We start from the raw sequence: 21,830 nt of genomic DNA, 5'->3' as shown, positions 1-21,830 counted from the left end.
TCATGCGCTGCACGTGTGCTTCTGCTAGATCATCCTCAATTGAGCTAAGATCTACCGCGCCTCGAAGGAGATACAGGTTTTTATGTACTTCGTGTGGGTGAATCTTATCAATATCAATAAATGCGACGTCACCCTTAATCCTCTGATTCAGCGCTTCGAGGATACTTGTCCCCGGAAGATCATCAATTTTTTAATGTCTGACTTAGCTGCTGCCTTGGCGTCGAGGGAGTCGATAGTCCGCGATAACGCGATCTCCGTCAGATTGCACTGCGGATCTGCGTCCACCATCAAGACTTTTTTGCCTTGATCGGCCAGATATGTGGCGATATTGAATGTGGTAGTGGTTTTAGAGACGCCGCCCTTGTGGTTATAAAGGGTAATTATTTTCATGCATAAACCTCTAACGATATAGGCTGGCGATAAAGACAATTAATAAGGCCGTTAGGCGATGAAACCCTTTTTAGTTCGAAAGCAGTGCTAAAAGCTCCCTGCGGGAGGGGGGTAGGTCTATCCACCGGGTTGGAAACGTCATGAAGCATGTTCATTCCTTTGACAGCCAGCTTTTCTCCGATAGTAGCGAAAGCATATTCGTTCGGCTAGGGGGAGGTTGTTTCAAGGTCTGGAGACTTGGCGGACTCGATAGGCGGATGCGCACAAAATTGACAGCCTGATCGGGGCGGCCGCGTGCTTTGATGCACGTGATCATTTTCCCGACAGGACTGGACCCGCCACTGCACGGTCTTGGAACCTTCATTGCGCTTCAATCTGCCCGGCTCGATGCCTGACTGGGTTACGTCTCAGCGTGTCCTACCCGTGTTCTGATTCAAGGACCAAGATTTGAGAAAGATTCAGTTATTCCTCGACATCCTTTGGTCATCTGGAACATCTGCAGGAAACCCGGGATGGCCCCTAGGCTCCAAGGCATGCCTGATGTATTTCTAGCCTATCCTGTGCTTAAGGAGGCTCAAGAATAAGCGGTTCTAGATAGGAAGATTCAGTTCCGCCCCCGATCCCTGACGGATCATATAAAGCGGTCTGCGGGATACGTAAGAACCAGCCATCACGGAAATTAGAAACGCATAACTTATTGAAAATATAGGATTTAACACTTGGATTGTAAATCCGCTTACGCCGGATCGATTCCGACCTCGGCCTCTCATTCAAAGCCCGTACGATCAACGTCTTACGGGCTTTTTGGCTGGCGGCGATTTAGTGAAACAAATTTGAGTCAGATAACACCGCACGCCATGCGATCACCGCCACCGCCCAATGGCATGGGCATATCGGAGTGGTTGTCGCCGCCGACATGAATCATGAGCGCGTGGCCTTTGATGTCGGCAATTTTCTTCAGGCGTGGTGCGAGCACAGGGTAGTTGGCCACGCCATCGGCATTGACGTAAACCGCCGGCAGGTCACCCAAGTGGCCCTCGCCATAAGGGCCCAGATGTTTGCCGGTGCTCGCCGGGTCAAAGTGGCCGCCTGCTGCCAGTGCCGCGACTTTTTTGCCGTCTTTCATGCCCGAATCGCAACTCGCTTTTTCGTGAACATGAAAACCGTGAATGCCGGCAGGTAAAGATTTCAGCTCGGGGGTAAACACCAGCCCGTAAGCGGTCTCGCTGATGGTCATCTCGCCAACAGGCTGTGGGGCGCCATCGGCACTCACCAGGTTCATTGGGACATTGAGCGACGCCGCCTGAGCGCTCACCGAAAATGCTCCAATCAGGCCAAGCCACAAAGCGGATTTCATAGACACCTCATTCAGTTTGTCTAAAGAAGGGCAGGACAGCTGCGCGAGCGTGTCACCCTTCGCTGGGAGAGAGCATAGACAAGGTATCGAGATTGCGACGGTAAACAAACGTAACCAATTGAATCCGAAAGCTTTGAACTTGCCTCCAGGGCTGCGGGTGTATATATTCCCCACTCTTATCAGCTGGCCTCGCTACACAGCACGCGGAGGTCAAGGTTGATATGTGCTACCGCCCTGATGGTGAAATTGGTAGACACACCGGACTTAAAATCCGTCGTCCGAAAGGATGTGCCGGTTCGACTCCGGCTCGGGGCACCATTCAGAAGAAAGGCACTTGAGAGCAACCTCAAGTGCCTTTTTCGTTTTACCCCCTCAAAACCTTCCGCAAAAACGGCGCCGTCCGGCTCTCATCCACATCCGCAACCAACTCAGGCGTGCCAGCAGCCACAACATTCCCACCCTTGTCCCCAGCCCCCGGGCCGATGTCGATCACCCAGTCACTTTGCGCAACCACGCGCATTTCATGCTCCACCACAACCACGCTATGCCCTGCATCCACCAACGCGTTCAACTGCGTCAGCAGTCGATCCACGTCAGTGGGGTGCAGCCCCGTGGTCGGCTCATCAAGCACGTACAACGTGGCGCCACGCTGACTGCGCTGTAGCTCCGTCGCCAGTTTGATGCGCTGAGCCTCACCGCCGGACAGTTCAGTCGCAGGCTGACCAAGGCGCAGATAGCCCAGACCAATATCACGCAGTACCGTCAGCGAACGCAGCACGCCGGGTTGTTCGGCGAACACGTCCACCGCTTGTTCAACCGTCAGCTGCAACACGTCGGCGATGCTCAAACCATTCCACTTGATGGCCAGGGTGTCCGGGTTGTAGCGGGCGCCGTGGCAGGTTGGGCAGGGCGCGTAGACGCTGGGCATGAACAGCAATTCAACGCTGACAAACCCTTCGCCTTCGCACACCGGGCAGCGGCCTTTGGCGACGTTGAAGGAGAACTGTCCGGCGTCGTAGCCGGCCTTCTGCGCATCGGGCGTCGCGGCGAACAGTTTGCGCACGTTGTCGAACAGCCCGGTGTAGGTCGCCAGGTTGGAGCGCGGGGTGCGGCCGATGGGTTTCTGGTCGACCTGCACCAGACGCTTGATCGCGCTCAATCCGCCAGCGATGTGCCCGCCGGTGGGTTGCGGCGCGTCGTCTTCCAAGCTGGATTCTTCCGCTTCGACTTCCGCGACCGGGCGTCCCAACTCCGCGCCCACCAGTTCCAGCAGCGCTTGGCTGACCAGGCTGGATTTGCCCGAGCCGGAGATGCCGGTCACGGATGTGAAGCAGCCCAGCGGAAACTCTGCGCTCAGTTCGTTGAGGTTGTTGCGGGTGATGCCTTCCAGGCGCAGCCAGTCAGTGGGCTGCCTTCTTGCGGCGCGCAACTCCGTGTGTTCGGCGAAAAGATGCCGCCGCGTTTGCGACGCCTCGATTTCGGCCAGGCCTGCGGGAGGGCCGCTGTACAGCACGTGCCCGCCATGCTCGCCGGCAGCGGGGCCGACGTCGATCAGCCAGTCGGCGCGGCGCATGGTTTCCAGGTCATGCTCGACGACGAACAGCGAATTGCCGGACGCCTTGAGCTGCTGCAGCGCTGTAAACAGGGCTTCGCTGTCCGCCGGGTGCAGACCCGCCGACGGCTCGTCCAGCACGTAGATCACGCCGAACAGTTGCGAGCCTAATTGCGTCGCCAGCCTTAGCCGCTGCAGTTCGCCGGACGACAGCGACGGCGTGCTGCGATCCAGCGCCAGGTAACCGAGCCCCAGCTCGGTGAGGGTGCTGACCCGCGCCAGCAAATCCTGAGCAATACGCTGAGCGGCGAGGCGTTTTTCGACAGACAAGTTCGGCGTCGCACGCACATCCGGTGCGGCGTCGTGGGCCGAACCGCCTGCACTGACCCGCTTCTTTTTCGCTTTGGCCATTTGCTCGCGATCCAGCACAGCGCTGTCGCGATCTTCATCAGCGAAGACGCCCGCTGCCACCGGCCGCAGCACCTCGGCCAGCCGCAACAGCGGCATTTGCGCCAGCTCGCCGATGTCGAGGCCGGCAAAGGTCACCGACAGCGCTTCGCGCTTCAGGCGTTTGCCATCGCACAGCGGGCATGGGCTGCCGCGCATGAACCGCGAGACGCGCTTTTTCATCAGCGCGCTCTGCGTGGTGGCAAAGGTGTGCTGCACGTAGCGGCGGGCGCCGGTGAAGGTGCCTTGGTAGCTGGGCTCGACCTTGCGCTTGATCGCCAGACGCGTCTCTTCAGGCGTCAGGCCGGCGTAGACCGGTACGTTGGGCTGTTCGTCGGTAAACAGAATCCAGTCGCGGTCCTTTTTCGGCAGGTCGCGCCACGGGGTGTCGACGTCGTAACCCAGGGTCACCAGGATGTCGCGCTGGTTCTGACCGCCCCAGGCCAAGGGCCATGCGGCGATAGCGCGCTGGCGGATGGTCAGCGAATCGTCCGGCACCATCAGCTCTTCAGGAATCTCATAGACCCGGCCCAGCCCATGGCACTCGGGGCAGGCGCCTTGGGGCAGGTTGGGCGAGAAGTCCTCGGCGTAGAGCATGGGTTGGCCCGGCGGATAGGTGCCGGCGCGGGAATAGAGCATGCGGATCAGGCTGGACAGGGTGGTCACGCTGCCGACCGAAGAGCGCGTGCTCGGCGTACCCCGTTGCTGCTGCAGTGCAACGGCGGGCGGCAGGCCTTCGATGGAGTCGACGTCGGGCACGCCCACTTGGTCGATGAGGCGTCGGGCGTAGGGCGCGACGGATTCGAAATAGCGGCGCTGGGCTTCGGCGTACAGGGTGGAGAACGCCAGGGAGGATTTGCCCGACCCCGACACGCCGGTGAACACCACCAGCGCGTCGCGGGGGATGTCGACGTCCACGTCCTTGAGATTGTGCTCACGGGCACCGCGAACCCGGACGAATCCGGGGCGGTCGGCATCTACGGTGAAGGAAGCAGGGCGGGCGTCATCTGTCAGGTGCGGCGGTGTGGTCATGGGTGAGGCCTTTGAATCCTGAAATGCAAGAACGGGTTTACTCGGCGAGGGGCACCTTGGGGGTGTGCCCGGCGTCATCGTGGTCGCCGCCGGTCAGCGGCTCGTCTTCACGCACATCGTCGGTGCGGTCGCGGTCGTCGGCCACGTCAGCGGGGCGCGCGTCCGGGTCGTTGAGTTTTTCACCGGGAATATGAGCGTCATGGGGGGTCATGCTGTTTCTCCTGTCAGTTCTTCGGATGCTTCACGAATGACCTCGGCGGCCTGCAGGCCCTGGAGGAAACCGGCCAGCGCCACTTCCTCCAGACGCAGCCCCTTGCGCTGGCGGATGCGCGGCAGCTTGGCCAGTTCGCCCATGGCGAAGGCTTCCAGCACGGCCGGGTGGATGTAGCACTTGCGGCAGACGGCCGGGGTGTTGCCCAGCAATCTGGCGACCTCCTTGACCATGGACACGACGTGTTTCTTCGCGTCCGCCTCCGGTTCCCAGTGCAGCTTGCGCAGGGTCGCCAGGGCCATCGCGCTGCCGGCCCAAGTGCGGTAATCCTTGGCGGTGAAGTCAGCGCCGGTCAGTGTGTGCAGGTACTGGTTGATGTCGTGGGAAGAAACGGTATGCCGCTGGCCGTCGTCGTCCAGGTACTGGAATAGGTTCTGGCCGGGCAATTCCATGCAGCGCTTGATGATGTTGGCCAGGCGTCGGTCGGTGACGCTGAGCCGGTGCTCGACGCCGCTCTTGCCACGAAACTCGAAGTAGATCTTGCTGCCCTTCACGTCGACATGTTTGTTGCGCAGCGTGGTCAGCCCGTAGGAGCGGTTGTCCCGGGCATACTGGCTGTTGCCTATACGGATCAGCGTCTGGTCCAGCAATGACAGCACCGCCGCCATGACCTTCTCGCGGCCCATGCCGGGTTTCGCCAGCTGCGTTTCCAGCTGCTTGCGCACCTTGGGCAGCGCCTGGCCGAAGGCGATCATCCGCGAGTATTTGTTCTCGTCGCGGATCTCGCGCCAGCGCGGGTGATAGCGATACTGCTTGCGCCCGCGGGCGTCGCGGCCAGTGGCTTGCAGATGGCCCTGGCGGTCGGCGCAGATCCACACGTCGCTGTAAGCCGGGGGGATCACTAGCGCGTTGATGCGCTTGATCTCGTCCTCGTCGCGAATGCGCTGGCCGTCGATGTCGAAATAGGCGAACTTGCCGCGCAGGATCTTGCGGCTGAATCCGGGCTGGCTGTCGTCGACGTAGTGCAGATCTTTGGGCAGGTCTTCGCTGTGAATTGTGTCCGGCATGAAAGGCAGTCCTGAACGCGGGGTCTTTCTGCATTGACCGTGGCGCTGCGCAGTCGTGCCGAATAATTGCGTTCTGACGAGTGCGATGGATCGGGCCTAGGCCAGCAGCGCCACTGACTTGATCTGCGCCCACAACCGTTGACCGGGTGCCAATTGCAGCTGATCCCTGGAATAGCGGGTAATCCGCGCCAGCAGTGGCGAGCCGTCGGCATCCAGGCGGACCAGCACATGGGCGGTGTTGTCAGCGGCGATCTCTTCGATGACCGTAACCGGCAGGCGATTGAGAATGCTGCTTTGAGCGTCGGGTTGCAGGCTCAGGCTCACGTCCCGCGCCTGCACCTTCAGGCGCAGCGGCTTGCCGGGCTGCAATGCCGAGTGGGCCACGCGGATACTCAGTTCGCTACGCGGCAGTTGTACGGTGATGAGCTGATACGCAGCGTCATAGGCCAGCACGCTGCCTTCGATGACCACGCCCGCGTCGTCGCCCATCGCCAGCGGCAGATCCAGCCGCGCCAGAGTTTCGCCTATGGGGCCGCTGGCCAGTGCTTTGCCGTCGCTGAGCAGCACCAGATGATCGGCCAGTCGAGCCACTTCATCCTGGGCGTGACTCACGTAGATCACCGGAATATCCAGATCGTCATGCAGACGTTCGAGGTAAGGCAGGATTTCGCTTTTGCGTTGCGCATCCAGCGCCGCCAGGGGTTCGTCCATCAGCAGCAGGCGCGGGCTGGTCAGCAGCGCGCGGGCGATGCCGACCCGCTGACGCTCGCCGCCGGACAGTTTGTCGGGCGCGCGGCTGAGCAGATGATCGATGCCCAGCAATGACGTCGCCTGTTGCAGCGTAATGCGCCTGTCGCGCTCGGGGATGCGCTTGAAGCCGAAGCGCAGATTGCCCTCGACGTTGAGGTGCGGGAACAGGCTGGCTTCCTGGAACACGTAGCCCAAGGGGCGTTTGTGTGGGGGGAGAAAGACATGGTTGGCGCTGTCCTGCCAGACCTCGCCGTTGACACGGATATAACCGTCGGCCGCCTTTTCCAGCCCGGCGATGCAACGCAGGCAAGTGGTTTTGCCAGAACCGGAATGGCCGTAGAGCGCCGTGACGCCACGACCGGGCAGGGTCAGGTCTACGTCCAGGGCGAACTCGGGGTAATCCACCTGGAGGCGCACTTCAATGTTCGCGCTCATGCGCCGCTCCACGCCGAACGCGCCTTGCCGCTGGAGTACAGCGCCAGCAGCACCACAAAGGAAAACACCAGCATCGCCCCGGCCAGCCAATGGGCTTGGGCGTATTCCATGGATTCGACGTGGTTATAGATTTGCGTGGACACGACTCGGGTTTTCTCCGGGATGTTGCCGCCGATCATCAGTACCACGCCGAACTCACCCACGGTGTGAGCGAAACCCAGAATCGCCCCGGTGATAAAGCCAGGGCGCGCCAGCGGCAGGATCACCGAGAAGAACGTGTCCCAAGGGCCTGCGCGCAATGTGGCCGCCACTTCAAGGGGGCGAGGGCCGATGGCGGCGAAAGCGTTCTGCAAGGGCTGCACCACGAACGGCAGGGAATACAGCACCGAGCCGATCACCAACCCGGTGAAACTGAACGTCAGCGTGCCGAGCCCCAGGCTCTGGGTCAGTTGCCCGACCGCACCGTTCGGCCCGAGCAACAGCAACAGATAAAAGCCGATCACCGTGGGCGGCAGCACTAGGGGCAGGGCGACCACCGCGCCGATCGGGCCTCTCAGCCACGAGCGGGTGCGCGACAGCCACAGCGCGATGGGCGTGCCGACGATCAGCAGAATCAAGGTGGTCAGGGACGCCAGCTTCAGCGTCAGCCAGATGGCCGCGAGGTCGGCACTGCCCAGCAGCATTTACAACTGATACCCGTAGGACTTGATGATCGCGGCGGCTTTCGGGCCCTTGAGGTAGTCCATCAGCGCCTTGGCGGCGGCGTTGTCCTTGCCCTTGTTGAGGATCACGGCGTCCTGCTTGATGGGTTCATGGAGGTTGGCCGGAACGATCCACGCCGAGCCGCCGGTCAGCTTGCCGTCCTTGAACACTTGGGAGAGGGCGACGAAACCCAGCTCGGCGTTGCCGGTCTGCACGAACTGATAGGCCTGGGCGATGCTCTGGCCTTCGACAATCTTGCTTTTGGTCGCGTCAGTCAGGCCCAGTTTGTCCAGGGTCTGGGTGGCGGCGAGGCCATACGGAGCGGCTTTCGGGTTGGCAATGGACAAGTGTTGGAATTTGCCATCCTTGAGCACTTGGCCTTTGTCGTCGACGTAGCCGTCTTTGGCCGACCACAACGCGAGGGTGCCAACGGCGTAGGTGAAGCGCGAGCCTTTCACGGTCTCGTTTTCGCCCTCAAGTTTTGCCGGAGTGGTGTCATCGGCGGCGAGGAAGACTTCGAACGGCGCGCCATTTTTGATCTGGGTGTAGAACTGGCCGGTCGCGCCGAACGAGGCCACGAGTTTATGGCCCGTATCCTTTTCGAAGTCGGTGGCGATGGCCTGGATCGGCGCCGTGAAATTGGCCGCGACGGCCACCTGGACTTCATCGGCAAACGCTGTGCCCGAGCACAGCGCGACGAAGGCGATGGCCAGTGAGGTGAGGGTGAAGCGGTGTGAAACTGCGCGCATGGAACGGCTCCGGGATGGCGAACGGGGTGCGGCAAACGGGGGTGAGGAAGAACGCCAACCGGACGCCGGTAAACGCTATGCAGCGAAATATATAGCGACTCTTCCCCGCGCGGAAGCCGGATCTTGCCGCGCTGCGTTTTAAATCGGCGGCTTAAGTCCCCGGCTTAGCGCCCGGCCAGCCGTTCAAGGGCGCCGATGGCCAGCGTCCGGGTGAGTTCTTCCGCCGACAGCGAATGCTTGATGCCCACCGCCTGACCCGCCCAGAGGTTCATGAAACCGTCGTCGCCCCGGGCTTCGGCCTTGCTGCGCAGCGGCATCAACGCGCCGCCCGCCGTGGGGAAGGCCGGCGCGGCATCGGCCATGGGTCCGATGTCAGCCATGATGCGGTTGACGATGCCCCGGGCCGGGCGGCCGGTGAAAATGTTGGTGATGGCGGTCTGGCTATCCTGCGCTCGGCTCAGTGCCGCCTGATGCAGCGCGGAAGTCTTGGCTTCCGGGGTAAACAGATACGCGGTGCCGATCTGAACCGCTGACGCGCCGAGCATGAACGCAGCGGCAATCCCGCGACTGTCGGCAATGCCACCGGCCGCGATGACCGGAATCTTCACGGCATCGACAATCTGCGGCACCAGCGCCATGGTCCCGACCTGGGTGTGAAGCTGATCGCTGAGGAACATGCCGCGATGCCCACCGGCCTCGTAGCCCATGGCGATGATCGCATCGCAGCCCCGCGCTTCGAGCCAAATCGCTTCTTCAACCGTGGTTGCAGAAGACAACACCTTCGCGCCAGTCGCCTTCACCCGCGCCAGCAACGCGGCATCGGGCAGGCCGAAGTGGAAGCTGACCACTTGAGGCTTCAGTTCTTCGATCAAGGCGCAGGCCGCTTCGTCAAACGGTGCGCGGTTGGAGGTGGGGGTGGGAGCGTCGAAGTCGGCGCCCAGTTCGTCGTAGTAGGGCTTGAGCAGGAGTTTCCAGTCTGCATCCGCCTGCGGATCGGCGGGCGGAGTCGAGTGGCAGAAGAAATTCAGGTTAAGCGGCGCGTGAGTGCTCGCGCGTATTCGCGCCACTTCTTCGCGAATCTGCGCGCGGGTGAGCATGGCGCAAGGCAGCGAGGGCAGACCGCCCGCTTTGCCGACGGCGATGGCCATTGCCGAGCCGGACGCGCCGGCCATGGGCGCTTGGAGGATGGGCAGTTCGATGTCCAGCAGTTTGAGCAGGCGGGTGTCGGGCCAGGCGATCATCGGCAGAGTCTCCATAGCGAAAAGGCTGTTAAAAAGCAGCATTTGAAACGTTGCGGTTGATTTAATAGACGCTCGGTCTAATATGCAACCCCATGAACGACATCATTGCAAAACCACGACGCCCCGGCCGCCCGCCCAAAGTGGCGCGCCCCGATGACTTCGACACCCGCGAGGCGCTGATCCGTTGCGGCGTCGAGGTGCTGACCGAGCAGGGCTTCATGGCCGCAGGCATTGACGGCATCCTCAAGCGCGTCGGCGTGCCCAAAGGCTCTTTCTACCACTACTTCGCCAGCAAAGAGGTGTTCGGCCTCGCGGTGCTCGACAGCTACGCCGGCTACTTTGCCCGGCGCCTTGATCGCTGGCTGCTGGATGAAACCCTGTCGCCACTGGAGCGGCTGGCCGCGTTCGTTCAGGAATCAAAGGTCAACATCGCCCGCCATGAGTTCCGCCGCGGCTGTCTGGTCGGCAACATGGGCCAGGAAGTGAGCGTCCTGCCAACGGGTTTCCGCGAGGCCCTGGAGAAGGTTTTCCTCGATTGGCAGGCGCGCCTGACGGTCTGCTTCAAGGCGGCGATTGCCGCAGGGGAACTGCCAGCGCGCACGGATTGTTCAGAACTGGCGGCGTATTTCTGGATCGGCTGGGAGGGCGCCGTGCTGCGGGCTCGACTGGTGCAGAACGAGCAGCCGCTCAACACCTTCATCATCGGATTTCTGCGCGGCTTGCCGCGCTGATGTTTTCAGGTCTGGTTATAGACGAGCGGTCTAAATAGGAGAGGGGCAATGTTCAAAGGCATCCTGATCAACAAAGACGACAACGGCTACCGCGCCGAGCTGGCAGACATCGATGACAGTCAGTTGCCCGAGGGCGACGTCACGCTGCGCGTCAGCCACAGCACGCTGAATTACAAGGACGGCCTGGCGATCACCGGCAAAGGGCCGATCGTGCGGCAGTTCCCGATGGTGCCCGGCGTGGATCTGGCCGGCACGGTCGAGGACAGCCGCGACCCGGACTTCAAACCCGGCGATCAGGTGTTGCTGAACGGCTGGGGCGTGGGCGAAGGCCATTGGGGTGGCTTGGCAGAAAAGGCGCGGCTGCAAGGCAGATGGCTGATCCCGCTGCCCAGCGCCTTTACACCGGCGCAGGCTATGGCCATCGGCACGGCGGGATACACCGCGATGCTGGCAATCATGGCACTGGAGAAAAACGGCGTGACGCCGGACAAGGGCGAGGTGCTGGTGACCGGGGCCAACGGCGGTGTCGGCAGTTTCGCCATCGCGTTGCTGGCCAAGCTCGGTTATCGCGTCGTGGCCTCCACCGGCCGCGTGAACGAGAGCGAATACCTGACGTCCCTCGGCGCCGCTGAAATCATCGACCGCGCGACCCTTGCCGAGCCCGGCCGCCCGTTGGCCAAAGAGCGCTGGGCCGGGGCGATCGATTCGGTGGGCAGTCACACGCTCGCCAATATCTGCGCCAGCACACGGTACTGGGGCACGGTGGCGACCTGCGGCCTGGCCCAGGGCATGGATTTTCCGGCGTCGGTGGCGCCGTTCATTTTGCGCGGCGTGACCCTGGCCGGTATCGACAGTGTGATGCGCCCGCGCCAGGACCGCATCGACGCCTGGGCGCGTCTGGCCGGGGATCTCGATGTCTCGCTGCTGCCGTTGATCAGCCGGGAGATCGGATTGGGTGAGGTGATTGAAACCGCACACCAGCTCATGGACGGGCAGGTGCGCGGGAGAATCGTGGTCGACACCCAGCGCTGATCAGCCGCAGGTGAAAGAGCGCACGTCGAGCACCCTGACCTGCGCCATGGCGGGGTGAAGGGGGTTGAGCAGCAGGTTGCGCGTGTGGGTGATGATTGCGGAGGGCACGATCAAACCCAGTTGCTCACGCCGTTCCAGCCAGGCGCTGCCGAAATCCATGCTGGGCCGGTCTGCCGGCGTGACATCCCAGCCGGGCGGCAGGTGCGCGAGGGCAGGCTGCCAATACAGTGCCGGGTCATCCGGCAACTGCAGGTGAACCAGCTGGAAACCCGGCTGCGGCAGGCTCGCGCACTGGACGAGGGTGTCCAGCGCGCAGCCTGACGCGCTCAGCGCCAGGTAGAGGGCAGGCTGGTCGGCATGATTCCAGCGCCCGCCGAACTGCGCGGCGCCCGTGCCGGACAGATCGTTCGCGGCATTTGCCTTGCTGATCCTCCAGGCCTGCATCAGACAACCCCGCCGTGCTGCAAGGCGCTGAGCACCCGACGTGCCTGGCGCGCGCCGATCTCGGTTTCGCACAGGGCGATAGGCGTCTGCCCGTTGAGCGCGCGGTTGGACGCAATCATCCAGCGGCGGGCGGTGTTCTGGTCTTCGAAGAGCTCGGCGGCGTGGGTGGCGAGGGCGGCGACCCGGTCGAGGCGTTCGGAGCCGACGATGTCCAGCGGTCGTTGCTGACGCTGGCGGCGCTCCAGCGTGGAGACCGAGGTGGCCAATAAGGCTTCGAGCTGGCTGTTGCTGAGGCGGAAGGCATTGCGCAGCACCTTGACCCAGCCGGGCGGGAAGCCCGAGCGGATGTAGTCCAGCCGTTCGGTTTCGTTGCGTGCGTTGAGCTGGTCGGCGATCAACCAGAATGAGGGGGCGGTGTCGGTTATCGCTGCTTGAAGAGTCGAAGGCACGTCCATGCTCCTTGTGAGATCCGGTGCAGGGACCTTACGCCGCTGTCAGGGTTTCTCAAGCGAGAAGCTGTTACCGGCGTTTGCATGCTTTGCTTCCCTAGTGGAGCCGGCTTTAGCCGGAAACGCCTAACGGATGGCGTACAGCGCAATCCGACAGCTGACCCTGTTCTTGACGATTTTTAATGACTCACTATGATTAACTTTAAATCACTCTCTAATCAGGACCGTCCTATCATGGCAACTTCCGCAAAGACCCGATCGGTGACGGCTCACGTTCCTGAGGCGTTGGCACAAAAAGTCGATTTGATGGCGGAGCGGCTGGAACGCTCCAAAAACTGGATCGTCAAACAGGCCCTGTCCGCCTGGATAGATCAGGAAGAAGAGCGCAGTCGCCTGACTCGCGAGGCATTGGCTGATGTCGATGCTGGTCACGTAATTGACCACCAGACCGTTCAGGCCTGGGCTGATAGCCTTAGCACCGACACGCCGTTGCCGGTTCCACGCTGATGGAACTGAAGTGGACGAGCAAGGCGCTTTCCGACATTGCCCGGCTCTATGAGTTTCTGGCAGCGGCCAATCAGCCTGCCGCCGCACGAACCGTGCAGCAACTCACGGCAGCACCGACTACGCTGCTCGTTAATCCACGCATCGGCGAACGCCTTGAAGAATTTGAACCGAGGGATGTGCGCAGAATCCAGATCGGCCATTACGAGATGCGCTACGAGATAGCCAATTCCACAATCTATCTGCTGCGTCTGTGGCACACCCGCGAGGATCGATAGGATCGTGGAAGCAGCGGAACTGAAGTTTGAGCTGGGCTGAAACCAATCAAAATAGCTCAGCGTGAATGCTGTGGTTCCGTTCCTTGACCTTCACGAGTGAGCAACGCGCGCTTGCGCTCCACACCCCAACGATAACCCGACAACGCGCCATCACTGCGCACCACCCGGTGACAGGGAATTGCCACGGCAATCCGGTTTGCCCCGCAGGCCAGGGCGACCGCGCGACTGGCGGTCGGCGCACCGATTTGCCGGGCGATTTGTGCGTAACTGGCGGTCGTGCCCGGCGGTATCTGCGCCAGGGCCTGCCAGACCCGCTGCTGAAACGCCGTGCCCTGCAAATCCAGCGGCAGATTAAGCCCCAGCTTCGGCGCCTCGATAAACCCGACCACCTCAGCCATGAGCCGCTCGAAGTCGGCATCGCCGCCGATCAGCGTGGCGCTGTGAAACTGATCCTGCAGGTCTTGCACCAGTCGGTTGGGGTCATCGCCCAGCAGAATGGCGCACACGCCTCGCGCACTCTGGGCCACCAGAATCGCACCGAGAAAGCACTCCCCCACGGCAAAACGAATCTCCAGCGCGGCGCCGCCCTTGCGGTAGTCGGTGGGGCTCATGCCCAGCAGTCCGGCACTGGCTTCGTAAAAGCGGCTGCTGGAATTGAAACCGGCGTCGTAGAGGGCGTCGGTGATCCGCCCGCTGTCCGTCAGTTTGCTGCGCACCTTGTCTGCGCGGTGGGCATTGGCGTAGCCCCTGGGCGTCAGGCCGGTGACGGCTTTGAACACGCGGTGGAAATGCCAGGGGCTCATGCCGGCGTGGACGGCCAGCTCGGCGAGGGTCGGCAGCAACTCTGCGTCGGCGATCAGTCGACAGGCGCCAGCGACAACCGCAGCATGCTGCTCAGCCAGACCGGTGCGGTCGGCGGCGGCGCGTTTGCTCGGGCGAAACCCGGCGGCTTCGGCCTCGGTGGCACTGTCAAAGAACACCACGTTTTTCGGGCGTGGCAAGCGCGCGCTGCTGCTCGGCCTGCAGTAGACGCCCGTGGTGCGCACGCCGTAGACAAACAGCCCGTCGGCGCTGGCGTCCCGGGACAGCACGGCGCTCCAGCGCGGGTCGAGCTCGACGCTTTCGGGTGACGGATTACGCGGCTGGCGGCTCATTGGCGGCTCTCTGACTGTTCACTGGCCTGTACGTTAAGCGCTGCGACGGAGGACGACACTCCGAGTCTTGCGTTCAAACTCTTGTACGCAGGACCTCGCATTCACATCAGCCCAGCATCGGCGGCAAGGTGCCAAGCAACGACACCGCCGCCAGCGCACCTGCGCCGAACAGGCATTCCAGAAACACGCTCATCTTCAAGCGCGCCACCGGCAGATCGGCCGAGTGGGCCAATTGCCGGTTCAGCGCCGCCAGCACCAGCATACCCAGCACCATCACGACTTTGACCGCCAGCACCAGGCCAAACCCGGCAAACGCAGGTGCAGGCCAGAACCCGCCGCTGAGCGCACGAACGTTGATCAGGCCCGTGGCGATGATCACCGCCACCAGCCCGTAGCCGATGCCACTGAAACGCCGCAATACCGCCGCGAGATCGACGCCATGATCAACCCTCAGCAGCCAGGCCAGCATCCATAACCCGCCGAGCCAGGTGCCGACGCCGAGCAGGTGCAGCATTTGATTGAGGATCAACAACTGGCCTTTCAGCCCGTCAAACATCGCGCCGTGACCGACCGGCGCCAGGGTCATCAGCAACAGGGCATTGAGGACCAGCATGACCCTCGGCTTCGCCCGGCGATTGAGGATGACAACCAGCGCGTTCAACAACAGATGGACGATCCACATGTGCCCGAACCAGGTATTGCCGAGTACCCGCCCGACCGTGGACGGATCGATTGCGCTGCTCCAGTCACTGCTCAGGTAAGCAGCCGTCAGCATCAGCCAGGCCACTGCGCTCGCCAGTGCAATAGCGGCTAGCCAGCCAAGCAGTCGACTCAGCGGAGGTCCCGCGGGGCTGGCCTCAAAAGGGCGCAGGTGCGGGACAAACAACAGGCTGCGGAACGCACCGATCCCGAACAGCAACAGCACTGCGCCGAAGTGGATGAACCGGCACAGGATCAGTCCTTCGTGCATGGGGTTATGGCGTCACCTGAAAGCGATAGGTGCCTTCGCTCTTGTGGGTGTCCACCGACACGGCGTGCCATTCCACCTTGTATTTGCCCGGGACCATCGGCACGGCCGGGGTCACGATCAGGACTTTCTTGTCGTTGGGATCGGTTTCGACGTTGCGCGTCTGGATGATTTCAGTCGGCGTATCGGGCGCGTCCAGGCTGATCACGACTTTGGTGAAGGTGTCTTCGACGCCTTCGGAGAAGATCAGGCGCAGCTCTTTGGGTGCGCTCACTTCACTGTCGGCAGCCGGCTGCTGGCTTTCAAGATGGGCGTGGGCGAAGGCGGCAGTGGAGGTCAGACAGGCCAGCAGGGACAGGCAGGAGAGGGCGTGCTTGAAACGGTGGGCAGACATCGGCGGGACCTTTGCTAGGGCGGCAGTTGCAGCGAATGGATGATGGAATCGACGGTAGTCGACTCGCGATGATCGGATCGCTACTAGACCAGAAAGTGCAGAAGGACTCCAGCGATTAAGCCGGGGGCAGCTTCGGAATCAAGACGTCTTCAGAGAGGAAATCAGCGCGGCGGGGTGATGGCGTAAATGGCTGCGTCGCCTGAACGACGCAGCCTGGCAGGCTCAGACCTTGAAGAAGCTCACGCGGTCGGTGAGCACGTCGGCCAGGGTCGACAGCTCGCGGCTGGAGCGTGCGACCTGATTGGAGCCGACCGCAGTTTCCAGTGCGGAATCGTGGATGCGGTTGATGTTGATGCTGACGTCATCGGCCACCGCCCGTTGCTGCGCGGCGGCGCTGGCGATCTGCGCGTTCATGTCGTTCAGCGCACCGACTTCGTGGCGGATCTTCACCAGCGCGGTTTGCGCTTCGTGGGTCTGCTCGACGGTGCGCTGGGCCATTTCGCGGCTTTCGCGCATCAGGTCGGCGGTCTTCACCGCACCCGCTTGCAACTGGCCGACCATGTCGCGGATTTCCTGGGTTGATTCCTGAGTGCGATTGGCCAGAGAACGAACCTCGTCGGCCACTACGGCGAAACCGCGGCCCGCTTCACCGGCGCGGGCGGCCTCGATGGCGGCGTTGAGCGCCAGCAGGTTGGTGCGCTCGGCGATGGAGTTGATCACCGCCACCACGTTCTCGATGGCGCGGCTGTCGCTGGACACCTGGCCCACCGAGTCAGCGGCGCTTTCCAGCTTGCGCGCCAGTTGGTCCATTGCCTGGGCAGTGCCTTCGACCACGCGCTTGCCGTTTTCGACTTCATGGTCAGCCGTCTGGGTGGCATTGGCGGCCTGGTCGGCGTAGCCCGCGACTTCTTTTACGGTGGTGGCCATCTGATTGATCGCCGTCGCCATCTGCTGGGTTTCACTGGCTTGCAGGCGCATCTGCTCGCTGTTGCTGTCGGAACTGGACAGCAATTGGGCGGAGGAGTGAGTCAACGCTACTGCGGCAGAGCGTACTTCGGTGATGGTGGCCGACAGGTGCAGGTTGGTCGCCTTGAGCGCACCCATGACGCTGTCGGGGTAGGACGTTTCAATCTTGTCGGTCAGCTCGCCGGCCGCCAGACGACGGATTGAAGCCGCGACCTGGTGGGGTTCGGCGCCGAGGGTCGACTTGAGGCTGCGGATGATCAGCAGCGAGGCGATGATGCCCAACACCACGGCGATGCCGGTAGCCAGCAGCATCAGCGAAGCGAATTGCGAGGCCGTGGCTCGTACCGAAGTGATGTGCCCGCCAATGGACGCTTCTTCGAGGTCAATCAGTGCGTTGATACGGGCGAGCCAGTCTTTGTAGGCGCCGGACACTTGCTCCATCAGCAATGTCTGGGCCTGGTCGATCTCGCCTTGCTGACGCAGCTTCAGCAGTTTCTCGGTGGCGCTCAGTGCCGTGCGTTCGGCGGTCTTGATGTTGGCCAGCAGCTCCTGCTCACGGGACGACGCACCCTTGGTCTGGTAGATGCGGTCCATGGGCGCGGCCGAGGCCTGATAAAGGCCGTCCAGGCGCTCGATGTCACGCAAGTGCGTGGCAAGGCCTGCGTCGTTGCGCACCAGCACGGCATCGCGCAGGGCAATGGCGCGGTCATGCACGCTGCCGCGGAAATTGATCGCGTAGCGCTGTTTGACGGTGGCGTCCTCACTGACGTCGGTCAAGGCGGATTCCATCAGATGAACCCTGTTAACGCCCACCAGGGTGACGAGAATCATCAGCGCGAGGACAAGCCCGAAGCCCAGTCCCAGGCGCTTGGCGATTGAAAGATCTTTGAACATAAGGGCACCTGAAATGATGGCGTTCGTGATATTAGAACGCTATTACTTGGTGCGCTTTATATCGGAGTTTCCAGCGCGGTGTCGAAATATTTTCGCTATTAAAGCAATAGAGTCCGTTGGTCCTTTTACAAGGAATTTTTCCGCCGTTGGGTGTTCGGGGACATGTCGCGAACGTCCGGTAGAACGCGGGCATAAAAAAAGCCACCGCACTGACGTGAGGTGGCTAAAAGTCTTACCAAAGGAATGATGAAGCGGAGCATGATTCGATTGCCTGATGCTGCGGAGTCATCCGGCAATTGAGTCGTGTTCTTCATCGCCGACGACGGTAACACTGGCTTAAAGTTTTCGACTATTACGAAGATTGATAGTGACTATCAAGACTCGTTGGGAATCCCGCCGGTCGGATAGTGCTACAAGATTTTCGGCCTTCAAGTGCGGGGTACAACCTGACCAGAACGTGCATCAACAATAATCGATGTGCTCCATTGGCTGGAACAGCCGTCCAGTCACTGGCATGTGTGTTTCGCTTCCATCTGCCGCAACGCCCGCTTCAGCGCTGAATCGTCGTGTCAACTTGAAACAGTGTCCCGCATTCGGGGGCGCACGCGCTGGGCCTTAATCGAGACAGGGGATAACAATGACTTTCGTGAAATGGAATCTGATGACGCTGGCGGTATCGCTGGGCGTCAGTCAATTGGCAACGGCAGCAGTTGTCAGTGATCAATCGGAGGCCAAGGGCTTCGTCGACGACAGCAGTCTGACCGTCCACCTGAAGAACTATTATTTCAACCGGGACAACAAAAACGGCAAGGACGACAGCAAGGACTGGACCCAGGGCGTGCTGGGTAATTTCAGCTCCGGCTTCACCCAGGGCACCGTGGGTTTTGGCGTTGATGCCTACGGTTACTGGGGCCTGAAACTGGATGGCGGTGGCGGGACCACCGGCACTGGCAACCTGCCGGTGGACAGCCATGGCAATCCCCAGGATGAATACGGCACAGCCGGCGGGGCGCTGAAGATGCGCATCTCGAAGACTGAATTGCGCTACGGCAATCTGCAGCCCCAGGCGCCAGTGTTTGCCGCGGGCGGCTCACGCCTGTTCCCGCAAACCGCGACCGGTTTCAACGTGCTGAGCAGTGACATCGCCAACCTGGAACTCGACGGCGGCCACTTCACCGGCAGCAACGGCCCGATCACCACCAACAATGATCACGGTATCTGGGCGGCGTATGCCAACGTCGAAGCCAGCAGCATTGACTACGCCGGCGGTAAATACGCACTCACCGATAACCTCTCGGTCAGCCTTTACGGCTCGGACCTCAAGGATGTCTGGCATCAGTACTACGGCAATGCCAACTACACCCTGCCGATCTCTGATCAGCAGTCGTTGAACTTCGATTTCAATATCTATCGCACCAACGACAGCGGTGCCGCCAAGGCGGGCGATATCAGCAACACGACCTGGTCGCTGGCGGCGGCCTATTCATTCCTGACCGCTCATACCCTGACCCTGGCCTACCAGAAAGTGCATGGCGACACGCCGTTCGATTATGTGGCCTTTGGTAATAACGGCGCGGGCGACACCGGCGACTCGATACTGCTCGCGAACTCGGTTCAGTATTCCGACTTCAACGGCCCGGGGGAAAAGTCCTGGCAGGCGCGGTATGACCTGAACATGGCGAGTTATGGCGCGCCGGGGCTGAGCTTCATGGTCCGTTATATTCACGGTGACGACATCGATGGGTCCCATATTCCATCGAACAGCACTTACACCGGTTATGGCGATGACGGCGACCACCACGAAACCAACCTCGAAGCGAAGTATGTCGTGCAGTCCGGACCGGCGAAGGATTTGTCCTTGCGCATGCGTCAGGCCTGGCACACCGCCAACGGCGATCAGCCTGACGGCGACGTGAAGGAATTTCGTTTGATTGCGGATTATCCGATCAATATTTTCTGATCGGGAGGCGGGTGATGTGAATCCCCGCTGCATAAGAAAGCCAGGCTGTCCGAAAGGAAGCCTGGCTTTTTTGCTTTTGTCACTGGCCGGGATATGTATCAGCAGGGCGGGCTTCTTCCCGGCTAAAGCCGGTCCCACACAGTGCATGCCGCTGCTTTTAGTGCGACCGGCTTCAGCCGGGAAGGGGCCGGTATGGACGACACACCTCTCAATGCCAGTCAGTCAGGCCTGTGATCCCCACGAATCGAAAAATTCGCCATGTGTTCCAGCCCCTTGATCACCCCCGAGTGATCCCAGCCACTCCCGCCCAACGCCGCGCAGGTGCTGAACACTTGCTGGGCGTTGGCCGTATTGGGCAGATTCAGGCCCAACTCCCGCGCACCTTCAAGGGCGAGGTTCAGATCCTTTTGATGCAGCGCGATCCTGAAGCCCGGGTTGAACGTCCCTTTGATCATCCGCTCGCCATGCACTTCAAGAATCTTCGACGAGGCAAAACCGCCCATCAACGCTTCCCGCACCTTGGCCGGGTCGGCACCGTTTTTCGAGGCAAACAGCAGGGCTTCGGCCACGGCCTGGATGTTCAGCGCGACGATGATCTGGTTGGCGACCTTGGCGGTCTGGCCGTCTCCGTTGCCACCGACCAGGGTGATGTTCTTGCCCATGGTCTGAAACAGGGGCAGGGCGCGCTCGAATGTGGCCTGCTCGCCGCCGACCATGATGCTCAGCGTGGCCGCCCTGGCGCCGACTTCGCCGCCCGACACCGGTGCGTCGAGGTACTGCGCGCCGGTGGCGTTGATTTTCTCGGCGAAGGCTTTCGTCGCCGAGGGGGAAATCGAGCTCATGTCGATGACCACGTTGCGGCTATCGACGCCCTCGCTCAGACCGTTTTCGCCGAACAGCACGTCGTTGACCTGCGGGGTGTCCGGCAGCATGACGATGATGAATTCCGCTTCCTGCGCCACTTCCCGCGGGTTGGCCAGCACCGTCGCGCCGCCCTCCACCAGGGACGCGGGCGGGGCGATGAAGTGCCGGGAGAGAATCAATTGATGACCTGCTTTCTGCAGGTTTTCTGCCATGGGCAGGCCCATGATGCCGGTGCCGATGAAGCCGATGTTAGCCATGAGATTTTTTCCCTTGTTTGGAGGAGGCAGACGGGTTGCGTACATGCCTCAATATTTCTTCCTGTCGGAGTGAGCTTGCTCGCGATTGCGATTTATCAGCCAGCGCATCGTCAACAGCCCACAGCATCGCGAGCAAGCTCACTCCTACAAGAATCGGTATCAGATCAAATTATGGGTTTTCAGCCACCCAAGCCCGGCTTCGGTGGTGGTCAGCGGCTTGTATTCACAGCCGATCCAGCCGCTATAACCCAGCCGGTCCAGGTGCTTGAACAAAAAGCCGTAGTTGATCTCGCCGGTGCCCGGTTCGTGGCGCCCCGGGTTGTCCGCCAGTTGCAAGTGACGGATCGCCGGCAGGTGGTTTTCAAGGGTGCGGGCCAGGTCGCCTTCCATGATTTGCATGTGGTAGATGTCGTATTGCAGCGACAGATTGCGGCTGCCGACCTTCTCGCGAATCGCCAGCGCCTGGGCGGTGGTGTTCAGGTAGAACCCCGGAATGTCCCGGGTGTTGATCATTTCCATCACCAGATCGATGCCCTGGGCTTGCAGGCGGTCGGCGGCGTATTTGAGGTTGTCGACGAAGGTCTTCTCGATCAGCCCGTCGTCGAATCCCTGGGGCTTGATCCCCGCCAGGCAATTGATCTGGGTGTTGCCCAGGACCTTGGCGTACGCAATGGCCAGGTCAACGCCGGCATAGAACTCCTCGACTCGATCGGGGTGACAGGCGATGCCGCGCTCGCCCTTGGCCCAGTCCCCGGCTGGCAAGTTGAACAGCACTTGAGTGAGCCGGTTGCGGTCCAGCTCGGCTTTGATCTGGGCGGAGCTGAAGTCATAGGGAAACAGGTACTCGACGCCACTGAACCCGGCGTCGGCGGCGGCTTCGAAACGTTGCAGAAATGCCAGCTCGGTGAACAGCATCGACAGGTTGGCGCATAAACGGGGCATGACGTACTCCTTGTTCGTGTTCCGGGTTCGCGTTGGGAGCTCTTGTTTGGAGCAACCAGGC

General features: G+C 61.5%; 22 protein-coding genes, 1 tRNA gene and 1 pseudogene. 6 read left to right on the top strand and 18 right to left on the bottom strand.

All coding sequences use genetic code 11. The annotated features are described in order from the left end of the window. Nucleotides 1–147: 147 nt before the first annotated feature. Both ACYASU_RS01965 and sodC read right to left on the bottom strand, forming a co-directional pair. Nucleotides 148–390, bottom strand: a complete 243-nt coding sequence (locus ACYASU_RS01965) for a ParA family protein (protein ID WP_463581767.1) — start codon at nt 388–390, stop codon at nt 148–150. An 838-nt stretch (nt 391–1,228) separates the two neighbouring features. Continuing rightward, nucleotides 1,229–1,747, bottom strand: coding sequence for a superoxide dismutase [Cu-Zn] SodC (gene sodC / locus ACYASU_RS01960; RefSeq protein WP_463581766.1), 519 nt, complete (start codon nt 1,745–1,747; stop codon nt 1,229–1,231). Between the two features lie 231 nt (nt 1,748–1,978). Between sodC and ACYASU_RS01955 the strand changes: the two genes are divergently transcribed. Beyond that, nucleotides 1,979–2,065: transfer RNA gene (locus tag ACYASU_RS01955), tRNA-Leu, on the top strand. Between the two features lie 46 nt (nt 2,066–2,111). Here the strand turns inward: ACYASU_RS01955 and ACYASU_RS01950 are convergent. From ACYASU_RS01950 to ACYASU_RS01920, 7 genes are all read right to left on the bottom strand, one after another. Further along, complete coding sequence (locus tag ACYASU_RS01950; protein ID WP_463581765.1) at nt 2,112–4,778, bottom strand: excinuclease ABC subunit UvrA; 2,667 nt, start codon at nt 4,776–4,778, stop codon at nt 2,112–2,114. 37 nt (nt 4,779–4,815) lie between these two features. Further along, a complete protein-coding gene (locus tag ACYASU_RS01945) occupies nt 4,816–4,989 on the bottom strand; it encodes a hypothetical protein (protein ID WP_346625953.1) in 174 nt (57 codons plus the stop codon). Continuing rightward, complete coding sequence (locus tag ACYASU_RS01940; RefSeq protein WP_282372348.1) at nt 4,986–6,056, bottom strand: DNA topoisomerase IB; 1,071 nt, start codon at nt 6,054–6,056, stop codon at nt 4,986–4,988. The genes ACYASU_RS01945 and ACYASU_RS01940 overlap by 4 nt, the downstream gene beginning before the upstream one ends. Before the next feature lie 96 nt (nt 6,057–6,152). Beyond that, entirely contained in the window at nt 6,153–7,241 is a 1,089-nt protein-coding gene (gene modC, locus ACYASU_RS01935) for a molybdenum ABC transporter ATP-binding protein (protein ID WP_463581764.1), read from the bottom strand. After that, a complete protein-coding gene (gene modB / locus ACYASU_RS01930) occupies nt 7,238–7,924 on the bottom strand; it encodes a molybdate ABC transporter permease subunit (RefSeq protein WP_463581763.1) in 687 nt (228 codons plus the stop codon). Before modB ends, modC begins: the two co-directional genes overlap by 4 nt. Then, nucleotides 7,925–8,692 (bottom strand): molybdate ABC transporter substrate-binding protein, encoded by a 768-nt coding sequence (gene modA, locus ACYASU_RS01925; RefSeq protein WP_463581762.1) that lies wholly within the window; start codon nt 8,690–8,692, stop codon nt 7,925–7,927. Between the two features lie 164 nt (nt 8,693–8,856). Next, nucleotides 8,857–9,933, bottom strand: coding sequence for an NAD(P)H-dependent flavin oxidoreductase (locus ACYASU_RS01920; RefSeq protein ID WP_463581761.1), 1,077 nt, complete (start codon nt 9,931–9,933; stop codon nt 8,857–8,859). A 92-nt stretch (nt 9,934–10,025) separates the two neighbouring features. Here ACYASU_RS01920 and acuR point away from each other — a divergent pair, with 92 nt between their 5' ends. Together acuR and acuI are read left to right on the top strand one after the other, a co-directional pair. Beyond that, nucleotides 10,026–10,664 (top strand): acrylate utilization transcriptional regulator AcuR, encoded by a 639-nt coding sequence (gene acuR / locus ACYASU_RS01915; protein ID WP_463581760.1) that lies wholly within the window; start codon nt 10,026–10,028, stop codon nt 10,662–10,664. Nucleotides 10,665–10,712: 48 nt separating this feature from the next. Beyond that, nucleotides 10,713–11,696, top strand: a complete 984-nt coding sequence (acuI, locus tag ACYASU_RS01910; RefSeq protein ID WP_463581759.1) for an acrylyl-CoA reductase (NADPH) — start codon at nt 10,713–10,715, stop codon at nt 11,694–11,696. On the opposite strand, the gene ACYASU_RS01905 is transcribed toward acuI, so the two are convergent. Beyond that, nucleotides 11,697–12,140, bottom strand: coding sequence for an RES family NAD+ phosphorylase (locus tag ACYASU_RS01905; RefSeq protein WP_463581758.1), 444 nt, complete (start codon nt 12,138–12,140; stop codon nt 11,697–11,699). Then, complete coding sequence (gene parS / locus ACYASU_RS01900) at nt 12,140–12,589, bottom strand: type II RES/Xre toxin-antitoxin system antitoxin (protein ID WP_282372338.1); 450 nt, start codon at nt 12,587–12,589, stop codon at nt 12,140–12,142. Before parS ends, ACYASU_RS01905 begins: the two co-directional genes overlap by 1 nt. Before the next feature lie 234 nt (nt 12,590–12,823). On the opposite strand from parS, the gene ACYASU_RS01895 reads away from it, so the two are divergent. Next, on the top strand, nt 12,824–13,096 hold the full coding sequence (locus ACYASU_RS01895) for a CopG family ribbon-helix-helix protein (RefSeq protein ID WP_122537276.1): 273 nt from the start codon (nt 12,824–12,826) through the stop codon (nt 13,094–13,096). Beyond that, nucleotides 13,096–13,371, top strand: a complete 276-nt coding sequence (locus ACYASU_RS01890) for a type II toxin-antitoxin system RelE/ParE family toxin (protein ID WP_122537187.1) — start codon at nt 13,096–13,098, stop codon at nt 13,369–13,371. The genes ACYASU_RS01895 and ACYASU_RS01890 overlap by 1 nt, the downstream gene beginning before the upstream one ends. Nucleotides 13,372–13,427: 56 nt before the next feature. Here the strand turns inward: ACYASU_RS01890 and ada are convergent, their stop codons facing one another. The 5 genes and pseudogenes from ada to ACYASU_RS01865 all read right to left on the bottom strand — a co-directional run. Continuing rightward, a complete protein-coding gene (gene ada / locus ACYASU_RS01885) occupies nt 13,428–14,525 on the bottom strand; it encodes a bifunctional DNA-binding transcriptional regulator/O6-methylguanine-DNA methyltransferase Ada (protein ID WP_463581757.1) in 1,098 nt (365 codons plus the stop codon). A 106-nt stretch (nt 14,526–14,631) separates the two neighbouring features. Then, complete coding sequence (gene copD, locus ACYASU_RS01880; RefSeq protein ID WP_463581756.1) at nt 14,632–15,495, bottom strand: copper homeostasis membrane protein CopD; 864 nt, start codon at nt 15,493–15,495, stop codon at nt 14,632–14,634. A gap of 4 nt (nt 15,496–15,499) precedes the next feature. Continuing rightward, nucleotides 15,500–15,886, bottom strand: a complete 387-nt coding sequence (copC, locus tag ACYASU_RS01875; protein WP_192173942.1) for a copper homeostasis periplasmic binding protein CopC — start codon at nt 15,884–15,886, stop codon at nt 15,500–15,502. Nucleotides 15,887–16,108: 222 nt separating this feature from the next. Continuing rightward, complete coding sequence (locus tag ACYASU_RS01870; RefSeq protein WP_463581831.1) at nt 16,109–16,813, bottom strand: methyl-accepting chemotaxis protein; 705 nt, start codon at nt 16,811–16,813, stop codon at nt 16,109–16,111. Nucleotides 16,814–17,236: 423 nt separating this feature from the next. Then, nucleotides 17,237–17,746, bottom strand: a pseudogene (locus ACYASU_RS01865) (MCP four helix bundle domain-containing protein); the annotation flags it as partial. A gap of 637 nt (nt 17,747–18,383) precedes the next feature. On the opposite strand from ACYASU_RS01865, the gene ACYASU_RS01860 reads away from it, so the two are divergent. Further along, nucleotides 18,384–19,706 (top strand): OprD family porin, encoded by a 1,323-nt coding sequence (locus tag ACYASU_RS01860; protein WP_463581755.1) that lies wholly within the window; start codon nt 18,384–18,386, stop codon nt 19,704–19,706. Between the two features lie 218 nt (nt 19,707–19,924). On the opposite strand, the gene ACYASU_RS01855 is transcribed toward ACYASU_RS01860, so the two are convergent. After that, entirely contained in the window at nt 19,925–20,827 is a 903-nt protein-coding gene (locus ACYASU_RS01855) for a 2-hydroxy-3-oxopropionate reductase (RefSeq protein WP_463581754.1), read from the bottom strand. Between the two features lie 159 nt (nt 20,828–20,986). Continuing rightward, a complete protein-coding gene (hyi, locus tag ACYASU_RS01850) occupies nt 20,987–21,769 on the bottom strand; it encodes a hydroxypyruvate isomerase (protein ID WP_463581753.1) in 783 nt (260 codons plus the stop codon). Between the last annotated feature and the right edge of the window lie 61 nt (nt 21,770–21,830).

Source organism: Pseudomonas sp. HP_12 (assembly GCF_055283955.1).
The sequence above is the reverse complement of the archived record's forward strand: the minus strand, read 5'-3'. Positions and strand labels throughout refer to the sequence as shown.

Bases quoted from the DNA above. Each gene is read 5' to 3' on its own strand.
- acuI (WP_463581759.1), top strand. From the start codon at position 10,713: ATGTTCAAAGGCATCCTGATCAACAAAGACGACAACGGCTACCGCGCC.
- copC (WP_192173942.1), bottom strand. From the start codon at position 15,886: ATGTCTGCCCACCGTTTCAAGCACGCCCTCTCCTGCCTGTCCCTGCTG.
- sodC (WP_463581766.1), bottom strand. From the start codon at position 1,747: ATGAAATCCGCTTTGTGGCTTGGCCTGATTGGAGCATTTTCGGTGAGC.
- ada (WP_463581757.1), bottom strand. From the start codon at position 14,525: ATGAGCCGCCAGCCGCGTAATCCGTCACCCGAAAGCGTCGAGCTCGAC.
- ACYASU_RS01860 (WP_463581755.1), top strand. From the start codon at position 18,384: ATGACTTTCGTGAAATGGAATCTGATGACGCTGGCGGTATCGCTGGGC.
- ACYASU_RS01870 (WP_463581831.1), bottom strand. From the start codon at position 16,813: ATGGCCACCACCGTAAAAGAAGTCGCGGGCTACGCCGACCAGGCCGCC.
- ACYASU_RS01920 (WP_463581761.1), bottom strand. From the start codon at position 9,933: ATGATCGCCTGGCCCGACACCCGCCTGCTCAAACTGCTGGACATCGAA.
- modA (WP_463581762.1), bottom strand. From the start codon at position 8,692: ATGCGCGCAGTTTCACACCGCTTCACCCTCACCTCACTGGCCATCGCC.
- modB (WP_463581763.1), bottom strand. From the start codon at position 7,924: ATGCTGCTGGGCAGTGCCGACCTCGCGGCCATCTGGCTGACGCTGAAG.
- ACYASU_RS01950 (WP_463581765.1), bottom strand. From the start codon at position 4,778: ATGACCACACCGCCGCACCTGACAGATGACGCCCGCCCTGCTTCCTTC.
- hyi (WP_463581753.1), bottom strand. From the start codon at position 21,769: ATGCCCCGTTTATGCGCCAACCTGTCGATGCTGTTCACCGAGCTGGCA.
- ACYASU_RS01940 (WP_282372348.1), bottom strand. From the start codon at position 6,056: ATGCCGGACACAATTCACAGCGAAGACCTGCCCAAAGATCTGCACTAC.
- ACYASU_RS01945 (WP_346625953.1), bottom strand. From the start codon at position 4,989: ATGACCCCCCATGACGCTCATATTCCCGGTGAAAAACTCAACGACCCG.
- ACYASU_RS01890 (WP_122537187.1), top strand. From the start codon at position 13,096: ATGGAACTGAAGTGGACGAGCAAGGCGCTTTCCGACATTGCCCGGCTC.
- ACYASU_RS01965 (WP_463581767.1), bottom strand. From the start codon at position 390: ATGAAAATAATTACCCTTTATAACCACAAGGGCGGCGTCTCTAAAACC.
- ACYASU_RS01855 (WP_463581754.1), bottom strand. From the start codon at position 20,827: ATGGCTAACATCGGCTTCATCGGCACCGGCATCATGGGCCTGCCCATG.
- acuR (WP_463581760.1), top strand. From the start codon at position 10,026: ATGAACGACATCATTGCAAAACCACGACGCCCCGGCCGCCCGCCCAAA.
- ACYASU_RS01905 (WP_463581758.1), bottom strand. From the start codon at position 12,140: ATGCAGGCCTGGAGGATCAGCAAGGCAAATGCCGCGAACGATCTGTCC.
- copD (WP_463581756.1), bottom strand. From the start codon at position 15,495: ATGCACGAAGGACTGATCCTGTGCCGGTTCATCCACTTCGGCGCAGTG.
- ACYASU_RS01895 (WP_122537276.1), top strand. From the start codon at position 12,824: ATGGCAACTTCCGCAAAGACCCGATCGGTGACGGCTCACGTTCCTGAG.
- modC (WP_463581764.1), bottom strand. From the start codon at position 7,241: ATGAGCGCGAACATTGAAGTGCGCCTCCAGGTGGATTACCCCGAGTTC.